The 19,842-nt window shown below is 31.3% G+C and carries 21 protein-coding genes; 9 read left to right on the top strand and 12 right to left on the bottom strand.

The genetic code is table 11. The annotated features are described in order from the left end of the window. Nucleotides 1-765, top strand: coding sequence for a tetratricopeptide repeat protein (locus KK2020170_RS03095; protein ID WP_221259344.1), 765 nt, complete (start codon nucleotides 1-3; stop codon nucleotides 763-765). 32 nt (nucleotides 766-797) lie between these two features. Further along, nucleotides 798-2,168 carry a glycine-rich domain-containing protein gene (locus KK2020170_RS03090; protein ID WP_221259343.1) on the top strand — a complete coding sequence of 457 codons (1,371 nt, stop codon included), beginning with the start codon at nucleotides 798-800 and terminating at the stop codon, nucleotides 2,166-2,168. On the opposite strand, the gene KK2020170_RS03085 is transcribed toward KK2020170_RS03090, so the two are convergent. Beyond that, nucleotides 2,165-2,626 carry a hypothetical protein gene (locus KK2020170_RS03085; protein ID WP_221259342.1) on the bottom strand — a complete coding sequence of 154 codons (462 nt, stop codon included), beginning with the start codon at nucleotides 2,624-2,626 and terminating at the stop codon, nucleotides 2,165-2,167. The genes KK2020170_RS03090 and KK2020170_RS03085 overlap by 4 nt on opposite strands. 15 nt (nucleotides 2,627-2,641) lie before the next feature. Then, nucleotides 2,642-3,193 (bottom strand): CvpA family protein, encoded by a 552-nt coding sequence (locus KK2020170_RS03080; RefSeq protein ID WP_221259341.1) that lies wholly within the window; start codon nucleotides 3,191-3,193, stop codon nucleotides 2,642-2,644. A gap of 130 nt (nucleotides 3,194-3,323) precedes the next feature. Here KK2020170_RS03080 and KK2020170_RS03075 point away from each other — a divergent pair, with 130 nt between their 5' ends. From KK2020170_RS03075 to KK2020170_RS03060, 4 genes are all read left to right on the top strand, one after another. Further along, complete coding sequence (locus KK2020170_RS03075; RefSeq protein ID WP_221259340.1) at nucleotides 3,324-3,680, top strand: hypothetical protein; 357 nt, start codon at nucleotides 3,324-3,326, stop codon at nucleotides 3,678-3,680. A 121-nt stretch (nucleotides 3,681-3,801) separates the two neighbouring features. After that, on the top strand, nucleotides 3,802-4,821 hold the full coding sequence (gene pheS, locus KK2020170_RS03070; RefSeq protein ID WP_221259339.1) for a phenylalanine--tRNA ligase subunit alpha: 1,020 nt from the start codon (nucleotides 3,802-3,804) through the stop codon (nucleotides 4,819-4,821). A gap of 77 nt (nucleotides 4,822-4,898) precedes the next feature. Beyond that, nucleotides 4,899-5,306 carry a hypothetical protein gene (locus tag KK2020170_RS03065; RefSeq protein ID WP_221259338.1) on the top strand — a complete coding sequence of 136 codons (408 nt, stop codon included), beginning with the start codon at nucleotides 4,899-4,901 and terminating at the stop codon, nucleotides 5,304-5,306. A 163-nt stretch (nucleotides 5,307-5,469) separates the two neighbouring features. After that, on the top strand, nucleotides 5,470-8,340 hold the full coding sequence (locus KK2020170_RS03060) for a GH92 family glycosyl hydrolase (RefSeq protein ID WP_221259337.1): 2,871 nt from the start codon (nucleotides 5,470-5,472) through the stop codon (nucleotides 8,338-8,340). A 126-nt stretch (nucleotides 8,341-8,466) separates the two neighbouring features. Here the strand turns inward: KK2020170_RS03060 and KK2020170_RS03055 are convergent, their stop codons facing one another. Both KK2020170_RS03055 and KK2020170_RS03050 read right to left on the bottom strand, forming a co-directional pair. Further along, nucleotides 8,467-9,444, bottom strand: coding sequence for a TerC/Alx family metal homeostasis membrane protein (locus tag KK2020170_RS03055; protein ID WP_221259336.1), 978 nt, complete (start codon nucleotides 9,442-9,444; stop codon nucleotides 8,467-8,469). A 158-nt stretch (nucleotides 9,445-9,602) separates the two neighbouring features. Beyond that, entirely contained in the window at nucleotides 9,603-10,598 is a 996-nt protein-coding gene (locus KK2020170_RS03050) for an NAD(P)H-dependent glycerol-3-phosphate dehydrogenase (protein ID WP_221259335.1), read from the bottom strand. A gap of 294 nt (nucleotides 10,599-10,892) precedes the next feature. Between KK2020170_RS03050 and KK2020170_RS03045 the strand changes: the two genes are divergently transcribed. Next, nucleotides 10,893-12,398 carry a T9SS type A sorting domain-containing protein gene (locus KK2020170_RS03045; protein WP_221259334.1) on the top strand — a complete coding sequence of 502 codons (1,506 nt, stop codon included), beginning with the start codon at nucleotides 10,893-10,895 and terminating at the stop codon, nucleotides 12,396-12,398. An 8-nt stretch (nucleotides 12,399-12,406) separates the two neighbouring features. Here the strand turns inward: KK2020170_RS03045 and KK2020170_RS03040 are convergent, their stop codons facing one another. The 8 genes from KK2020170_RS03040 to KK2020170_RS03005 all read right to left on the bottom strand — a co-directional run bounded on the left by KK2020170_RS03040 (nucleotide 12,407) and on the right by KK2020170_RS03005 (nucleotide 18,035). Further along, nucleotides 12,407-13,567, bottom strand: coding sequence for an iron-containing alcohol dehydrogenase (locus KK2020170_RS03040; RefSeq protein ID WP_221259333.1), 1,161 nt, complete (start codon nucleotides 13,565-13,567; stop codon nucleotides 12,407-12,409). A gap of 91 nt (nucleotides 13,568-13,658) precedes the next feature. After that, nucleotides 13,659-14,048, bottom strand: coding sequence for a putative periplasmic lipoprotein (locus KK2020170_RS03035; RefSeq protein WP_221259332.1), 390 nt, complete (start codon nucleotides 14,046-14,048; stop codon nucleotides 13,659-13,661). A 41-nt stretch (nucleotides 14,049-14,089) separates the two neighbouring features. Next, complete coding sequence (gene nadD, locus KK2020170_RS03030; RefSeq protein WP_221259331.1) at nucleotides 14,090-14,671, bottom strand: nicotinate (nicotinamide) nucleotide adenylyltransferase; 582 nt, start codon at nucleotides 14,669-14,671, stop codon at nucleotides 14,090-14,092. Nucleotides 14,672-14,703: 32 nt separating this feature from the next. Next, a complete protein-coding gene (locus KK2020170_RS03025) occupies nucleotides 14,704-15,276 on the bottom strand; it encodes a hypothetical protein (protein WP_221259330.1) in 573 nt (190 codons plus the stop codon). Between the two features lie 4 nt (nucleotides 15,277-15,280). Continuing rightward, nucleotides 15,281-15,853 (bottom strand): guanylate kinase, encoded by a 573-nt coding sequence (gene gmk, locus KK2020170_RS03020; protein ID WP_221259329.1) that lies wholly within the window; start codon nucleotides 15,851-15,853, stop codon nucleotides 15,281-15,283. Between the two features lie 18 nt (nucleotides 15,854-15,871). Next, nucleotides 15,872-16,732 (bottom strand): YicC/YloC family endoribonuclease, encoded by an 861-nt coding sequence (locus KK2020170_RS03015; protein WP_255567337.1) that lies wholly within the window; start codon nucleotides 16,730-16,732, stop codon nucleotides 15,872-15,874. A 63-nt stretch (nucleotides 16,733-16,795) separates the two neighbouring features. Continuing rightward, complete coding sequence (locus tag KK2020170_RS03010) at nucleotides 16,796-17,686, bottom strand: DMT family transporter (protein WP_221259328.1); 891 nt, start codon at nucleotides 17,684-17,686, stop codon at nucleotides 16,796-16,798. Continuing rightward, complete coding sequence (locus KK2020170_RS03005) at nucleotides 17,679-18,035, bottom strand: arsenate reductase family protein (protein WP_221259327.1); 357 nt, start codon at nucleotides 18,033-18,035, stop codon at nucleotides 17,679-17,681. Before KK2020170_RS03005 ends, KK2020170_RS03010 begins: the two co-directional genes overlap by 8 nt. A 170-nt stretch (nucleotides 18,036-18,205) precedes the next feature. Between KK2020170_RS03005 and KK2020170_RS03000 the strand changes: the two genes are divergently transcribed. After that, a complete protein-coding gene (locus tag KK2020170_RS03000) occupies nucleotides 18,206-18,664 on the top strand; it encodes a DinB family protein (RefSeq protein ID WP_221259326.1) in 459 nt (152 codons plus the stop codon). A 28-nt stretch (nucleotides 18,665-18,692) separates the two neighbouring features. Then, nucleotides 18,693-19,838, top strand: a complete 1,146-nt coding sequence (locus KK2020170_RS02995; RefSeq protein ID WP_221259325.1) for a cystathionine gamma-synthase — start codon at nucleotides 18,693-18,695, stop codon at nucleotides 19,836-19,838. The last annotated feature ends 4 nt before the right edge of the window (nucleotides 19,839-19,842 follow it).

The following is a 19,842-nucleotide window of genomic DNA, read 5'->3' as shown; positions in this document are numbered from 1 at the left end:
ATGAACAAAATAGTTACTTACATAGTATTAATAATAACCCAAATTATTTGGGCACAAGATGCTTCACAAATTCTTTTTGAAAAAGCAAATGAAAATTATCGTCAAGAAAAATTTGAATTAGCAGCTTCTCAATACGAATCGATTTTAGAAAATCAAAAAGTAGCCTCTGCAGAATTGTATTATAATCTTGGAAACGCTTATTACAAATTAGGAAAAGTTGCTCCAGCTATCTTTAACTTAGAAAAAGCGTTGTTGTTAAATCCTGATGATGAAGCCATTCAAACCAATTTACATTTTGCTCAAAAAATGGCAATTGACGATATTAAAGTAGTTCCAGAAGTTGGCTTTTCGAAATTAGTTTACAATTTCACTTCTATGCTTTCGTATGATGCTTGGGCGTGGACAAGCGTTGGTTGCGCGATTACTTTTTTGTTGTTTTTTATTGGCTATTATTTCTCATCATATACCAATATCAAGCGTACATTTTTTGTGGGAATGTTTGTTTTGTTGACTGTTTTACTTGTAAGTATATTTTCAGCATATTTACAAAAACGATTTGATACCAATATTCGTCCAGCTATTGTTTTCGCTGAAAGCACATTTGTAAAAGCAGAACCTAAAAACAGTGCTGAAAATGCTTTTGAACTACACGAAGGAACAAAAGTGTTTGTAAAAGAAGAACTCGATAACTGGAAACGCATTCAGCTAACCGATAAAACCGAAGGTTGGATTAAAAAAGATGCGATTAAAGAATTGAAGGAGTAATTTTTTCTACTTTTGATAATAAAATTATCTAAATGAACACAACTTTGTGGCATGAAATTGAAAAATTTGATTTTGACTTTCCTTTGTCTGAATATAGTTTTTCAACTCGTTTAGCTTATGAAAATTATTGGACTGAAGCTTACACCAAAAAGGCAATCGAAGAATATAAGAAATTTATGTTTTTGGCTGCAACTTCAGGCGTTATGGTTTCTCCTTCCGAAATTGTTGATATTGTATGGCATCAGCATTTAATTTTTACAGAATCATACACTGACTTTTGTAAAATTCTAGGAAAACAGATAAATCATATACCATCTACTCATAAAAAAGAAGAAAACGAAATATTTTCATCTGCTAGAAAAAAAACAAAAGAGCTTTACGAGCAAAATTTTGGAGAGCAACCTAAAGAATTTTGGGAATATAATTCAATTGATCAGATTTTTGATTTAAAAGCTTCGAAATATAATTTTCAATTAAGTTTAATTTATGGTGTTTTAGGTATATTTATTTTAACGGTATTTAATGTTCTTTTTTTTAAAAAAATATTTATCTCAATAAACAACCCATATTTCTTAATTGTACTTATTAGTTTGTTTGTAATATCGATTATTCTATTAAATATATTTAATAATAAAAAACTAGATGATATTTTAAACAGAATAAAGGACAATTTTATTATTCAAAACCTTTCATCAAACGAACTTGTTTTTATGGATTACAATCAATTAAAATTTGTAATACATGGTTATGTAAATTATATGATTGTGAGTAAAAACTTAAAAACAGGAAAAAATGAAACTATTGAATTTGTAGATGATAATTTAGAGACTAATGATATAATTGCAAAAATAGTTTTAAATACAGTTAAAGAATATAGAAGTATAAATTATAAGTTATTGTTAGATAATTTATTAAGTAAGCCTATTTTAAATTGTGTCTCAAGAAGTGTGCTAAGCATAAAGGATGTAGTCGAAAAGTCTACTAGTTTTATGAAGTTATTTATAATTAATTTGTGTGTTTTAGGTTTTTTTATTTCACTTGCATTATCAAGAATTATAATTGGTTTAACTAGAGGAAAGCAAATCATTTTACTTTTAGTGATAACTATAATTATAGTAGTAATTTCATATATTTTTTTAACAGTTTTAAAAAATAAAATGACATCAAGTCTAATTCCGAATTATTATAAAAAACAAATTATTTCAAAGAATAAATCTGAATATTCTTCATGGAATTGGAATTATTTTCTTTTAGGGACTTCATTATTATCTGTGACTTTTTTAGAAATGGCTAAAAACTATATGCATGTAAATAACAACATCCAACATTCTACCTGCGGATCTAGTTGTAGTTCATGCGGTAGTTCATGCGGCGGCGGATGTGGTGGTTGTGGCGGTGATTAAAGATTTTGAGAATTAGAATCGTCATTAAAATATTTACAGATAATTGTCCCAAACGACAAGACCAAAAAACTTGTTAGCCAAAGTTTGTATCCTAATTCAAGCGAAACTATTTTAGAATGAGCACCAGATTCGCTTGTTATTATAGATTCCAATAGAGAAAAAATTATTGCGAGTATTACCGAAACTAAACTTAAGTAAATTCCGATTTTTTTGCCTTTAAGTGATAAAGCTAATGACAAAAAATATATAGGGTTTGCAAGCCAAATTAAAAAGGGTATCAAGCCTCCTCCTAGTAGAAATAGCCAACCTAAAAAAAATAAAAATAAACTGTTAGACCAAGCATCTTGACTCCCTTGTCTATCAATATAAAAAGCGGGCTGAGTAAAAGAACAAATTAAAATAGCAATACTGATTACAGATACAATTATTTGACAAGATGAGTATTTATTTGTTCTCATTATGATAATTTTCAATTATAGTTTTTCAGTGTTTTCAACTTCATCCTTTTCACTTTCACCTTTTGCCTTTTCACTTATATCCGTATACCATTCCTCAATCTTTGGATATAAAAAAGACGAGATTTCTTTTGTTGGATTATAAAAAATAGATTCGTCTAGCGTTTCTTTCTTTACCAACATATTGTTGAGGTTTATCTTTTCAAAAAAAAGAATCACAATGCTCAACATTAGAATTGTTTTTAAACAGCTAAAAACCGCACCAGCTAATTTGTTTAACCAGCCTAAATACGCAAAATCAGCTATTTTAGTCAATAACTTAGCCGAAAGATGAATGACAACTACCACAATCAAAAAAGTTAAAGCAAAAGCGGTTATTTCAATGTATTTAGGCTCCCAACTTACTTTGGTTTCTAATATTTCTTTTATTAAATAGGAGAATTTAATCGCTACAAAAATTCCAACTACTAAAGCAACTAAAGAAGCCAGTTCAACAAAAAGTCCATTTTTAATTCCTTTATACAAGGCAATACACAATAAAACAGCAAAAATGATATCGATAAAACTCATAAATTAAGTTAAAAGGTAAAAGTCCAAAGGTAAAAGTTTTTTTCAACTTGAAATTTCAAACGTATCTTTGCAGTTCATTTTTTGAATAATGAACTCAAAACTCATAATTCATAATTCATAATTTTATAAAATGTCTAGAGACGAACAATTAAAAGAGCGCTGGGAAAGCGTGGTCAAAATACTTTCAGAAAAATTTGCCGATGGTGATGAACTCGATTTAGATGGCATTATCTATTTAATCGGAATTCAAGAACTAGGAAAATTCAAACAAGCATTTAAAAAAGACGAAAAAGTCAATTTAATGCACATTGCCATTTGCCGATTATTGGAACCTTATGGTTATTACGAATTTGATTTTTTCGATAACGACGGTTGGCCACATTACAAAGTTAAAGAGGAATTACCACCTTTAAAAGCTGGTGAACAAACCATTTTAATGAAAGAAGCCATTGTAAATTATTTCCTTGAAAAAGAGTTAATCAAGTAAAAAGTAATTAGTGAAGAGTGATAAGTAATTAGCTTTTCGTTTAAACACTTTATGCTAATCACTAATTACTTTTTACTTGTCACTAAAAAAGATTAAATTTGCACCTTTCAGAACGAATGTCATGATAGATAAGATTAAAAGTCATATTGAGGAAGTAAAAGCTTTTCATGCCGACAACAAAGAGAAAGTAGAAGAATTCCGTATTAAATACTTGGGAAGCAAAGGAGTTTTAAGAGATCTTTTTGCTGACTTTAAGAATGTTCCAAATGAAATGAAAAAAGAATTTGGACAAGTAATTAATCAGTTAAAAACTTCAGCTGAAGAAAAAGTTTCTGCTTTGCAAGAGCAATTAGAAAGCAAAGAAGTTGCTAAAGGAATTTACGGCGATGTAACGCGTCCGGGTGAACCTTTAAATTTAGGTTCTCGTCATCCAATTTCGATTGTTAAAAATCAAATCATCGATATTTTTTCAAATGTTGGTTTCAACGTGTCGGAAGGTCCAGAAATTGAAGACGATTGGCACAATTTTACCGCATTAAATTTACCTGAATATCATCCAGCGAGAGATATGCAGGATACGTTTTTTATTCAAACCAATCCTGATATTTTATTGCGTACACACACATCATCTGTACAAGTGCGTTATATGGAAAATAATCAACCGCCTATTCGTACGATTTCTCCAGGAAGAGTTTTCCGTAATGAAGATATTTCATCGCGTTCGCACTGTATTTTCCACCAAGTAGAAGGTTTATACATTGATAAAGACGTTTCTTTTGCCGATTTAAAGCAGACATTATTGTATTTCACTAAAGAAATGTTCGGTAAATCTAAAATTCGTTTACGTCCGTCTTATTTTCCTTTTACGGAGCCAAGTGCTGAGGTGGATATTTATTGGGGATTGAACAATGAGATCGATTACCGAATCACAAAAGGAACAGGTTGGTTAGAAATTATGGGTTGTGGAATGGTAGATCCTAATGTTTTGAAAAACTGCGGCATCAATCCAGATGAATATACAGGTTTTGCTTTTGGTATGGGAATCGAACGTATTGCAATGTTGTTGTACCAAATTGGTGATATTCGTATGTTCTATGAAAACGATGTACGTTTCTTAGAGCAATTTAAATCAAGTTTATAATTTTTTAGTCTAAAGTTGAAAGTTTTAAAGTTTCAAGATTACTTTATAACTTTTGACATTTGACTTTCGACTTATATATGAAAAAAGATATTATTATTCCTAAAGTAGAAGGTGTTCAAATCGTTGCTATACAAGAGTGGAACGATGATTTTCAGGAAAACTCTTGGTATGCCTATTTATTGAATGAAACCGAACAAACATTGGAAATGGCAATGGTAGTTTCACGCGCATACGGATTAATTAATGGTGAAAATCGTAAAACAGCAACCTTTCGTCACGCTTTTAAAGAAGTTGCACCGCAAACAGCTGTAAAAGTGGAATTGCTAGAAAACAATGTTTTACAATTGAACAATGAATTTATGGTTACGTATTTCCTTGATGGGAAATTGTACGATAAAAAATTCCTTTTCAAAACCAATAGCATCAACGAAAAAGCCCAAACCGATTTGCCGGTTATCGCTCGTCGTGGAGTTTTAGCTGTGTAATTGTCATTCCGAACAAAAATTTTGAAATACTTTGTGTCACTTCGAGCGAAGTCGAGAAGTCTCATTATTGAATTCATTTCATCACAAATACAATTATTTTATCCCAGTTAATTGTAATCTTTACAGAAAATCACCAATTTTATAGTTTCTAAAAAACTGTAAAATGAAGAAGTTTTTCTATATACTATTTTTTTCATCAAGTTTTCTTTTTGCACAAGACTTTGCCAAACACGTTAATCCATTTATTGGAACAGGCGGTCACGGCCATACGTTTCCTGGCGCAACAGTGCCTTACGGAATGGTACAATTATCTCCAGATACACGTATAGATGGTAGTTGGGATGGTTGTTCGGGTTATCATTATTCCGATACTGTGATTTATGGGTTTTCTCATACGCATTTAAACGGAACAGGCGTTTCCGATTATGGCGATATTATGTTAATGCCAACCATGGGCGAACCTTCGTTCGATAATAAAGTGTATTCTTCGTCATTTTCACATGCTAATGAAAATGCCTCTACTGGATTTTACAGCGTGAAATTAGACAAATACAACATCGATGTGCGTTTAACCACTTCAACTCGTGTCGGTTTTCATGAATATACTTTTAATAGAGCTGGACAAGCGAATATTATTCTCGATTTAAACCATCGTGATAAATTATTAGAAGGAAGAATTAGAGTCATTGATAATAAAACCATTGAAGTATTTCGAAGAAGCGAAGCTTGGGCAACCAATCAATACGTTTACGCTCGAATTGAGTTTAATGTTCCAATGAAAATCAACAAAGAAAAGACCAATTATAAAAGCGAAGGAAAAGTTTATGAAGGCGTTGAATTGGCTTTAAGTTTTTCAAAACAAGTCAAAAAAGGCGAAAAAATTTTAGTAAAAGTGTCGCTTTCTCCAACGGGTTATGAAGGAGCCAAATTGAATAGTTCCGAAATTAAACATTGGGATTTCGATAAAACACATAAAGCAGCTATTGCACTTTGGAACAAAGAATTATCTAAAATTGAAGTCACTTCTGATGACAAAGACAAATTAGCGATTTTCTATACGGCTTTATATCATACGATGATACAACCGAACATCGCACAAGATATCGATGGAAAATATCGCGGTAGAGACAACCAAATTCACCAAGCAGAAGGATTCGATTATTATACAGTTTTTTCACTTTGGGATACCTTTAGAGCTGCACACCCATTGTATACGTTGATTGATAAAAAGCGTACTGCCGATTACATCAATACTTTCATTAAACAATATGAACAAGGTGGAAGATTACCTGTTTGGGAATTGGCTTCCAATGAAACCGATTGTATGATTGGTTATCATTCAGTTTCGGTAATTGCCGATGCGATGGTAAAAGGCATTAAAGGGTTTGATTATGAAAAAGCATATGAAGCGAGTAAAGCTTCGGCTATGCGCGATGTTTTAGGATTAGAAGCCTACAAAAAACAAGGTTTTATTTCGATTGATGACGACCATGAAAGTGTTTCCAAAACAGTGGAATATGCTTATGACGATTGGTGTATTGCACAAATGGCTTATATTTTAGATAAACCAGAAGATTTTAATTATTTCAGGAAGCGTTCGCAAAACTGGAAAAATCTTTTTGATTGGGAAACAGGATTTATCCGACCAAAGAAAAATGGAGGTTGGGACAAACCTTTCGACCCTCGTGAAGTAAACAATAATTTTACAGAAGGAAATGCTTGGCAATATACTTTTTTTGTGCCACAAGACATACAAGGAATGATTGAAGCGTACGGTGGACCAGAAAAATTTGAAGCCAAATTAGACGAAATGTTTAATAGTGAAAGCAAAACAACAGGAAGAGAACAAGTTGATGTTACAGGATTAATTGGGCAATACGCTCACGGAAACGAACCAAGTCACCACATGGCGTATTTGTACAATTACATAGGGAAACCTGAAAAAACGAACAATAAAGTAAAATATATTTTAGATAATTTTTATACCAACTCACCTGATGGTTTAATAGGAAACGAAGACTGCGGGCAAATGAGCGCTTGGTATGTGTTGAGTTCGATGGGAATTTATCAAGTTACGCCAGGGCAAAAATATTTTAACACATGTAAATCATTTTATAATAATGCAAAAATTAGAATAAATGAAAATAAAATTGTAGTTCTAAATACTGATGAAAGTGAAAATAAGTTTATAAATCATAATTTAGATTATTTTCCTAATGGTCCTGACCAAATTATTAATCATACTCCTTATCCTCGAGTACCAGTTATTCAAGCAAATAGTAAGTCTTTTAAAGATCATATGACAATTGAAATAAATTCAGATTTAAATTCCGAAATTGATGAATTATATTATTGGGTAGATTCAGATTTAAATTTAAAAGATAGTTTAATCATAAGTAATAACGTTAAAAAATATACTTCACCTTTTGAAATTGACAAATCTTCTACGGTATATGCTTTTTCAAAAATTCAAGAAAATTATGGAGAACCTCAAAGAATAGAGTCTCCAAAAACATATTACAAAAGCAATATAGTTTCCGCTCAATTCTTCAAAAAGCCAAACAACTATACAATAAATATTAAATCAAAATACAATCCACAATATCACGCTGGCGGTCCAGATGCTTTATTAGATGGAATTTATGGAAATGAAAACTGGCGAAAAGGGGAATGGCATGGCTATCAAAACCAAGATTTTGAAGCTGTAATCGATTTGCAAAAAGAAATGCAAGTGAATGAGTTTTCGGCGAACTTTTTACAAGATACCCGCGCTTGGATTTTAATGCCAACTCAAGTAGAATTTTATGTTTCTAGTGATAATAAGAATTTTACAAAAGTAGGAACCGTAGGCAATGAGGTTGACCCACAAAATTATGAAGTGCAACTACAAAAGTTAACTACAAAAGTTTCAGCAAAAGCCAGATATGTGAAGGTAGTTGCTAAAAATTTTGGCGCATTACCTGAATGGCATCAAGGGTATGGTTATAAAGATGGAAATGCGTTTATCTTTATTGATGAAATTGAGGTTAATTAGATAATTTGACAATAAGGCGATGTGTCAATTAATTAGATAATGTGGAAATCAGAAAATGAGATAATAATATTTCATCACAATTTATCTAGAAGTATTATTCTGAACACTGCGACTGAACACTGAAGACTATTTCTTAAACGGAAATAAGATCGACCAAAGCACTGAAATAACAAGTATTGACCCAACAACAGCTAATGACATAGGTGAAGAGATATGAACCCATGGCGCTATTAACATTTTAGTTCCGATAAAAGCTAAAATTAGAGCTAATCCGAAGTGTAAACGGCTAAACATATACATGAAGTTGGCCAACAAGAAATAAAGCGAACGAAGCCCTAAAATGGCAAAAATATTTGAAGTGTATAAAATAAAAGGATCATCGGGTGCAATGGCGAAAATTGCAGGGATACTATCTACAGCAAATAATAAATCGGTAAATTCTATTATGGCTACAACAACTAAAAGTGGAGTAGCCATTTTTATACCGTTTTGAATGGTAAAAAACTTGTCTCCATCGAATTTATCAGATACTTTAAAAATGCGATGAATTAGCTTAGCTCCTGGACTTTTAGAAAAATCTTTATCACCATCGTCTTCTCCGTGACTGAACCAAGATTTGAATCCTGCTACAATTAAAATAAAACCGAATAGGGTCAATAAGTAATTGATTTGAACATCGTGTCCGAATAAATGCATTTCAGGTAAATAGGTGTAATTTAAAATCCAAACACCTGAAAAAATGAAAATTGCTCGGAATAATAAAGCACCTAAAACTCCCCAAAATAAAACTTTGTGTTGTGCTTCTTTGGCAACATTGAAATAGCCAAAAACTAAAATAAAAACGAATAAATTATCTATAGAAAGTGCTTTTTCAATCCAATAGGCACCTTGAAATTGCGTGAATTTTTCAAGCCCCATGTAGTGGTATATAATTCCACTAAATCCCATTGCAAGTGAAATCCAAATAGCGCTCCAAATAGCCGCTTCTCTACTTGAAATTGCATGTCCTTTCTTATTTAGAATCCCCAAGTCTAGTAACAACATTATTATAATTGTTACAGCAAAAACTGTTATGATTACTGGGTGATTAACTAAATGGTCCATGCATTACTTTTTTGCAAAGATAAGGTCTGTATTTTTAACCAAGAGAGGGTTTGTGTATGTTTTTGTAAATCAATACTTTAAAGGTGTTTTTTAAAATACACAAATTTTTATAAAACATTGAATTACAATGGTATATATTTTAAAATTAAAAGACGTACTTAATTTAATTTGTCTGTTAATTTTTTGAAAACCTTTTTAGGCTCTTTATTTTCGTATAAAATTTCGTAAACGGCATCAATAATTGGTGTTTTAGCACCATATTTTTGGTTCAATTTGTATGCACTTTTAGTAGCATAATACCCTTCAGCAACCATACTCATTTCCATTTGTGCCGATTTTACAGTGTAACCTTTACCAATCATGTTACCAAACATCCTATTTCTTGAGAACACAGAATAACCCGTTACTAATAAATCGCCTAAATATGCGGAATTATTTATGTTACGTTTCATTTTATGAACTTCTTTAATGAATTTCTTCATTTCACGAATGGCATTACTCATTAAAACCGATTGGAAATTATCGCCATAACCTAATCCGTGAGCAATTCCTGCTGCAATAGCGTAAATATTTTTCAACATTGCAGCATATTCAGTTCCTATGATATCATCTGTAGTTTTGGCATTAATATAATAACTACTTAAGTTTTTAGCTACTAATTTAGCTTTAGTCCTATCTCCACATGCAATGGTTAAGTAAGATAAACGCTCAAGTGCAACTTCTTCAGCGTGACAAGGCCCAGTTATAACACCAATATTTTCGTAAGGTATATTATATTCTTTGTGAAAATGTTCACCAACAATTAAACTTGTTTCTGGAACAATTCCTTTAATTGCTGAAAAAATTACTTTTCCTTCTAAACTTTCCGTTAGTTTTTCTAATTCACCACTTAAGAATGCCGATGGAATGGCAAAGATTAAATAATCAGCAAACTTTACAGCTACATTAATATCAGTGGTTAATTCAAGTTGATTTATATCAAACTCTACAGAACTTAAATAATTTGGATTATGGTATTGATGCTTTAAATGCTCAACAGCATAAGTACTACGCATGTACCAAGCAATTTTTTCTTGGTTTTCACATAACATTTTAGCTATAGCAGTAGCCCAACTTCCGCCGCCTATTACGGCAAATTTTGGTTTATTTTCCATTCGTTTTGAATATTAGGAAATTCAAAGGTACTGAATTATTGAAAAAAATAAAATTAACATTTATTTAATGAATATAAAGACAATTTATTCTTTATACTTAACGTTGTAACTATGTTTTATGTTTAAAGCTAACACTAATAGTTTTTTTTGGGTTAAGTCTATTTAGTTTTGGTTGGTAAAAAAACAGGGTTTAAAGATTTTAAATCCTGTTTTTTGTTTTACATTTGTTTTTTAATGAAGAGTATGTATATCAATAAGTTACTATATTTTTTTATTATTTTAAATTTTAGTCTTGTGCTAGCGCAAGAACCTAATATCAGTTATACTACACCAAATAGTTTTGAAATTAATCAACCGATAACACCTCTTTTTCCAGGCAATTCTGGAGGTGCTATCCCGAATGGACCTGGAATAATAAGACATGTAGGTAATGGTCTTCAAGGTGATGTTAATGGATTTTTAGAAGTAGCAGAATTTAATTTGCCTACTGCTTCAATTTTTGATAGTAATAATAATTTATTAATTGTTGATAGAGGAAATCATAAAATAAAAAAAATTGACGCTAGCGGAATTGTACAAACTTTTGTGGGTACCGGAGCATTAGGGGCTTTAGATGGATCGTTAGCTGTTGCGACATTTAATTATCCAGCAAGTATTGTGGAAGATTCTCAAGGGAATTTATTTGTTTGTGATCAAAGTAATCATAAAATTAGAAAAATTGATGCAAGTGGTAATGTAACAACATTTGCAGGTACTGGTGTTGGAGGGTTTCAAGATGGGCCAGGAAATGTTGCAAGATTTTATTATCCTGATGAAATTGCAATTGATGCATTAGATAATATTTTCGTTGCAGATTATTTAAATAATAGAATTAGAAAAATTACTCCTCTAGGAATTGTTTCAACAGTTGCTGGTTCTGGAGTGAGTGGTGATATGGATGGTATTGCAAGTTTGGCAAAATTTAAATGGCCAACAGGAGTTTGTTTAGATGGGAACGGAAATATTTTTGTGACCGATTATGGGAACCATAAAATAAAAAAAATCGATACATCAGCTAATGTTACAACTATAGCAGGTTCAGTTGCTGGTGATGAAAATGGAATTGGAACTTTAGCTAAATTTAAAAATCCAACAATTTCAGCGCTGGATAGTTTTGGAAATATTTTTGTAGCTGATTATGGAAATCATAAAATAAAAAAAATTGACACTTCTGGAAATGTAACAACATTTGCTGGAGATGGAACAATTGGGAATAGAGATGATGAATTATTGTTGGCTAAATTCAAGCAACCGTCTGCCGTTACATTTAATAACAGTGGAGAGTTATTTATAACGGATTACGGTAATCATACAATTAAAAAAACTACTGTTTTTAATTTCACATACTCTGTTACACCTAATTTACCTGTGGGTTTAATCTTTAACGAAAATACAGGAGAAATTTCTGGGATACCAACACAATTGAGCCCAATGACGGATTACACGGTTTCAATTTCTAATCAGTTTGGAACATCTTCAACGATTGTAAGTATCGAAGTTGCAACATTGTCTGCAAATTCTTTTCAGCAGAAAGCGTTTAAAGTTTATCCCAATCCTTTTGAGAATGATGTAGTTTTCGAATTTAAAAATGAAATTCCAAAGGAAGTTGTTTTTTATAACACTTTCGGTCAAAAAATAGTTGAAGTACAACCAACAGATTTATTTACTAAAATTGATTTTAAAAATCACAATAGTGGAGTTTACTTTGTAAAACTAAATTTTGATTCTAAAACAGAAACTTTACAATTAATTAAAAAGTAAAAATGAGCTTAATAGCTCATTTCTACAATTTCTTTTATCTTATCTAAGGTTACCAATTGCTTTTCGCCTAAACCTTTCCAACCTCTTTCTTCAAATCGATTTACAATAAAAGAAGCTGTTTCTTGATAGTTTTCGGTGTTTTCAGATAGTTTTGTTTTCATGCCTACACTTTGGAAAAATTCTGTAGTTTTTTCAATCGCTTTTTGTGCAATTTCTTCATCAGTTCCAGTTAAATTCCAAACGCGTTTTCCGTATTGTACTAATTTTTCTTTTTTCGAATCAAACATTACTCTATATAAGTTTGGAGCAATAATAGCCAATGTTCTGGCATGATCGATTTCGTATAAAGCGGTTAATTCGTGACCAATCATGTGCGTCGCCCAATCGGTTGGAACACCTTTATTCAGTAAACCATTTAACGCCATTGTTGCACACCAAACAAAGTTGGAAGCCAATTTATAATCGGTTGGATTTTCAATTACTTTCGGACCAATTTCTACTAAAGTCTGTAAAATGCCTTCTGCAATTCTATCTTGAAGTAACGCATCATGATTATAGGTTAAATATTGTTCCATTACGTGTGTAAAAGCATCCACAACACCATTTTGCAATTGTCTCTTTGGCAATGATTCAATTACTGTAGGATCCACAATAGAGAAAACTGGAAACAAAGCACTTCCGCCTAATGTCAATTTTTCTTGTGTAGCTTCAATAGTTACTACAGCACCAGAATTCATTTCAGAACCCGTTGCTGGTAAGGTTAAAACCGTTCCAAAAGGAACTACTTTTGAATTATCTTTAAATAAGATGCGTTTATGTAAAATATCAGCTTCGTTACCTTCAAAATGAACTGCTGCCGAAATAAATTTAGTTCCATCAATCACACTTCCGCCGCCAACAGCTAAAATGAAATCAATTTTTTCTTTACGAATGACTTCAATGGCTTTTAGTAACGTTTCGAAGCGTGGATTGGGTTCAATTCCACCAAATTCAATTACTTCAACTCCAGAAAGCGCTGCTTTAACTTGGTCGTAAACACCATTTTTAAAAATACTTCCACCACCATACGTTAGCAGAATTTTTTTTGAAGTTACTAAATCAGAAAGTTTTGCGATTTGTCCTTTTCCAAAGACATAGTTAACAGGATTGTATAATTCGAAATTGTTCATAATATTACTTTTTTGTCACACTGAGCATGTCGAAGTGTTTATTTTGACTCAAAGTTACAAAAAGCTATTGGGAACAGGTTGTAAAGGAATGTTAAGGTTCAATTTTATATTCTAATAGATTTTTCTTTTTCAAAACTTCACAAAATTCAATTATTAAATTATTGAAGTCTTCATTCTTATTATGATTGATGACATAAATGTCATATTTATTTGAAGAAGCGTTTGTAAAAGTAATTTTATCAGTTTTAGAATTTGCATTATAATAAGTTTTTAGAACATCTGAAACATTTGAAATACTAAAATTTTCACTGCTGATTATTGAATCTTTAGTGGGTTCAATATTTAACTTTTTTTCTATTAGTGAAGTAGATTCATTAATAATTATTGTTAAATTTTTTGTTTTGATTTCAACATTGTTTTTTTGTTTTGAACAAGAATAAACTAAGCTTATTAAAACTAGAAGAAATAAATATTTTTTCATTTTAAAAAAGTGACAATTTGTTTTTTGTAAATATATAAAACTTATTTCTTATAAAATAAATTGTGTTCTACATATTCCCAAACTTTTGAAGGTAGCATAGGTGTTATATTTTTTCCTTCCTTAATGCTGTTGCGAATAAATGTTGAAGATAATTCGACAACTGGTGCGCCTATACGATGAATTTTAGGATGATTGACAAATTGCTCATCCATCTCTCCAGAGTTTAATCTTGGATACACATAAATATCATGATTTTGAAGAATGACTTCGTAGTTTTTCCATTTATGAAACGAGTTCAAGTTGTCTTCGCCCATAATTAATGAAAACTCATGAGTTGGAAATTTTTCTTGTAAATGTGCTAATGTATTTACCGTATAATTGGGTTGCGGTAATTTAAATTCAATATCGGAAGGTTGAATTTTTGGATACTCTTCGGTCGCTAAATGTACCATGTGTAAACGATGGTAATCGTCTAGTAAAGAGCTTTTCTTTTTATGCGGATTATGCGGTGTAACCACCATCCAAATTTGATCTAAATCGGAATGCTCTGCCATATGATTGGCAATAATTAAATGACCAATGTGAATAGGGTTAAACGTTCCGAAGTAAAGTCCGATTTTCATAATCTTAGTAACGAGTCATTAGTTTTAAATTTTTATTCTTCTGGAGCACAATTTTCATTGTAAAACATTACTATTTCAGCATAGTCATTTTTTTTCAATTCTCCTTTTTTTACTTTTTTTTGAAGATTTGGGCAGTCGATAAAATATTCTTCAATTACTTTATTGAAACTCACTTTTGGAATATATCCAAATGCTACGTAGTACTGTCCAAATTTATCTTTTTTTCTTTTTAAATGATAAGTAGAAGAACTTCTAAAACCAACTCCTGAGACACCATTAAATGTAGAAGTGCTTTCAGAATATAATCTTAAAAATCCATCAATTTCAACTCGTAACAATAAAGGTGTTTTTTTATACTCAACCGGAACAAATTCAAAAATTGTTGTTATATTTTCTTTATTAATTATTTCAGCTGAAAGTGCAGAGCTATAATCATAATTAATTGATTTAGAAGCTTTATCCTTTTTGTAAATAATTTTATTAGAAGAAATTTTCACTAATCCTTCAAGTTTAGTATTATCTTTAAGTATAACAGTTCCTTTTTCCTTTTGGGCGTTACTATTTAAACCAACTGAAAGCAATACCAGTAAAATAATTTTTTTCATCTTTTTATTTATTTAAAAATTCTTTAACTAACTGATATGCTTCTTCCTTAGCGGTATCTAAGTCGTAGTTTTTTATCACTACATCAAATTGAGGGGCTGTTGCTAATTCTACGTGCGCTTTTGCAATACGCATGTTAATTTTATCATCACTTTCAGTAGAACGCTCTTTTAAACGACGTTTTAGTTCGTCAACACTTGGTGGTTTTACAAAAACAGCTAAAGTTTCTTCAGGGAATTTACGTTTTATACGCAATCCCCCAGCTACATCTATATCAAAAATAACGTGTTTACCTTGAGCCCAAATTCGTTCCACTTCGGCTTTTAAAGTTCCGTAGAAATTATCAGTATACACTTCTTCCCACTCTACAAAATCTTCTGCTTTAATGTGCGATTTGAAATCGTCCCAAGAAATGAAATAATAATCTTTACCATTAACTTCTTCTCCTCTTGGTTGACGCGTAGTACACGAAATTGAAAATTCTAAGTTTAAATCTTCTTTTCCTAATAAATGTCTAACTATAGTTGTTTTTCCAGAACCAGAAGGAGCAGAAAACACTATTAATTTTCCTTTAGTCATGAGTTGTGTTGTATCTATTTACAGAACATTTAAAACCTGTTCTTTTATTTTTTCTAATTCGTCTTTCATCATTACCACTAATTTTTGCATTTCGGCATGATTCGATTTTGAACCCATAGTGTTAATTTCTCGACCAATTTCCTGCGTAATGAAACCTAATTTTCTACCATTTGCTTCTTTTCCATCCATGGTTTGAACAAAATAATCCAAATGGTTACCTAAACGAACTTTTTCTTCAGTAATATCTAATTTCTCAAGATAATAAATCAACTCCTGTTCAAATCGGTTCTCATCTACATTTACTTTTAATTCATCAATTGCATTTTGCAAACGCTCTTTAATAGCAGAAATTCTTTCAGGAGCTAATGCAACCGCTTCATTCATATAGTTACGAATGTTTTCAATTCGAAAACGGAATTCTTTATCTAAAGACAAGCCTTCATCTTTTCTAAAGGTTGAAATGTTTGTTAAGGCTTCTCGAACTAAACTTTCAATTTCTTTTAATTCTTCTTTGTCTATTTCTTCGCGTTCCGTTTTAAGCGCGTCAGGCATACGAACCGCCATTTTCATTAATTCGGTTTCATCGGCATTTGGAAGAATTTCTTTCATTTGAGAAATATAACCTTTCACAATAGGAGCATTTACTTTTGCAGTAGTTTCTTCGCCAGATATTTCTACAAAAAGGGAAAAATCAACTTTTCCTCTTTCTAGTTCTTGTGAAATAGTATTGCGCAAACTCAACTCCATTTCTCTAAATGCTGAAGGCATTCTAACATTCAAATCGAGACCTTTGCTATTTAAAGATTTTATTTCAACGGTAATTTTTTTTGTTGGCAATTGCTTAGAAGCTTTACCAAAACCTGTCATCGATACAATCATACAGTATTTCTTAAATAAGGTTTCAAAGATAAGAATTTCCTTAGTATTAAAGGCAAAAAGGCTTTATGTAATAGTTTTAGGTTTTTTGGTAACCAAATAAACACCAACGAAAATGAGTAATGCTGAAATTATCTTGATTTCATTTAAACTATCTTTTCCTAAACTGATTGCAATGATACTTGCAAATAGCGGTTGTAAATAAATAAAAACCGAAAGAGTTGTTGGTTTTAAAATACGAATTGCCGAAAGATTTATTAAGTAAGCCAAAAATGTTGTAAAAACGACTAAATAGCCCATTTCAAAATAAATGGTTGTTGGAATCTCTTGCCATTCAATCAATGAAAATTCGCTAAAACCAAAAGGCAAGACATAAACCAACCCGAATGTATAAATCCATTTTATAAATGTAAGTGGACTATATTTAGCTGCAATTGGTTTTACTAAAATTAAATAAACAGCATAGGAAGAAGCATTTATAAAAACGAGAAAATTTCCCCAATTAGCATTTGGTGCATTTTCAATTGATTTTCCGTAAAGTATTAAAACTGAAGCTCCAGTTAAACCAATTAGAATCCCCAGAATTTTTTTAATTTCTAAACGTTCTTTGAGTAAGATAGAGGATAAAATAAGCACTAATATTGGCGCCGTAACCATAAGAACTGCTCCACTTATGGGTGAAGTGTAGCTTAATCCTTTAAAAAAGGTCAACTGATTAAAAGCAACGCCAAAAAAAGCGGCTGCCATGATTCTTGGAAAATCTTTTTTCTCAACTTTTTCTTTAGTTAGAAAAATAGAGACAATCCAAAATAATGTACAAGCACCTAAAACCCTAATTAAAATTAACCCAAAAGGCTGCACATAAGTTGGCATTACATCTTTTGCAATGGTAAAAGTTGCGCCATAAATTAATGCCACAAATGTAGCGCCTAGTAAGGCCCAGTTTCTACTATTCATGATTAAGTAAATCGATTGCAGCATCAACGTTTTTTGCACTATTACCTACAAATATTTTATCATTAATGATAATAACTGGTCGGTTTAAAAAAGTGTAATGTTCTAATATGTATCTTTTAAAATCAGTTTCTTGTAATTTTTCGTCTTTCAACCCCATTTCTTTATACAATTTAGCACGTTTACTAAATAAAACTTCGTAGCTTTTAGATAATGCATACATTCCCTCTAATTGCTTAACAGTAATATTATTTTCCTTAATGTCTTGAAGTATAAATGTATCCAGTTTAGGTAAAGATTTTAAAATACGTTTACAAGTGTCACAAGTCTTTAAGTAGTAAATTTTTCTCATGGCTAATTTTTTACAAAAATATAAAATTTTAAAGCGAATCTTTAGGCTTTTTTTTGACCCCTATTCCCGCTGTTAGTAATACGCGGTAGCCTACTTCCATCGGGGCTAGATTGTTAACTTTAGGAAAATCTTAACTGTTCTTTTTTGTACCTTCGTAAAAAACAATAAAAATGAATAGAAGTTTACAAGTTACTATAGCAAGTAGAGAGTTATATAAAAAATTAATTGAAAGTTGCACTTTAGAACAATTAAATAAAATCCCTCAGGGATTCAAAAACAATATTATTTGGAATGTTGGACATATTGTTGTGACACAACAATTGCTTGCTTATAAACTTTCTGGATTATCTATGATGGTTACAGACGAAATGGTTCAAAAATATCAAAAAGGAACCGCACCTCAAGGGAACGTATCTCAAGAAGAAGTGGATGCCATTAAAAACTTATTGTTTAGCACCATTACCAAAACTCAAGAAGATTTAGATAATGGATTGTTTCAAAATTATTATGAATACACAGTTTCAACTGCAAATTTTACATTAAAAAATATAGAAGATGCTATGCAGTTTAATAATTTTCACGAAGGAATTCATATCGGTGTTATTCTGCAGTTAAGAAAATTTGTTTAATTACTACCTTTGCAAAAAATAAAAAGAAATGAAGTTTAATACAAAAGTAATACATGGTGGTCAGCATCATGAAAAAGTAACAGGCTCGGTTATGCCACCTGTTTTTCAAACATCGACGTTTGCACAAGTTTCTCCCGGAAAACCTGTTGGTGAATATGAATACAGTAGAGCAGCAAATCCTACGCGAACGGCATTAGAAGATGCTTTGGCAAGTATCGAAAATGGAACACGTGGATTGGCTTTTTCATCAGGTTTAGCGGCAACCGATTCAGTAATGAAATTGTTAAAACCAAATGATGAGGTTATAGCAATGGATGATTTATACGGAGGAACGTATCGTATGTTTGCTCGTATTTATCAAGATTTTGGAATAAAATTTCATTTTGTTGACATGACCGATTTGGAAAAATTGGAATCGTTAATTAATGAAAACACAAAATTGGTTTGGGTAGAGACACCTACAAACCCACTAATGAAATTAGCGGATATTGCTGAAGTTGCAAAAATCACAAAAAAACACAATTTGTTATTCGCTGTCGATAATACATTTGCAACGCCTTACTTACAAAAGCCATTAGATTTAGGTGCTGATATCGTAATGCATTCGGCTACAAAATATTTAGGAGGACATTCAGATGTTATTGCTGGTGCTTTAATTGTTAAGGACAAAGAATTAGGAGAAAAATTACATTTTGCACAATTCGCCACTGGAGGAACATTAGGTCCAATGGATTCCTATTTAGTTTTACGTGGAATCAAAACCTTACATTTAAGAGTTCAACGTCATTCTGAAAACGGGCAAAAAGTAGCAGAATATTTAGAAAAACATCCTGCAATAAAAAGAGTATATTATCCAGGTATAGCGTCACATCCAAATCATGAAATTGCAAAAAAACAAATGATAGGAGGATATGGCGGAATGGTTACATTTACGTTTAATTCAGGAAAAATGGAAGACGCTATTTCATTTCTAGAAAAAGTAAAAGTATTTACATTAGCAGAATCTCTTGGCGGTATAGAATCACTTGCAAATCATCCAACATTAATGACACATGCTTCAGTTCCTGCAGAAAAAAGAGCAGAAATTGGAATTTCAGATGATATGGTAAGATTAAGTGTAGGTGTTGAGGATATTCAAGATTTATTGCAAGACTTGGAACAAGCATTAAGTTAAATTC

Origin of the sequence: Flavobacterium okayamense, from assembly GCF_019702945.1 — a bacterium.
In the GTDB taxonomy this organism is placed as follows: domain Bacteria; phylum Bacteroidota; class Bacteroidia; order Flavobacteriales; family Flavobacteriaceae; genus Flavobacterium; species Flavobacterium okayamense.
This window is presented reverse-complemented; position numbering and strand designations above follow the sequence as displayed.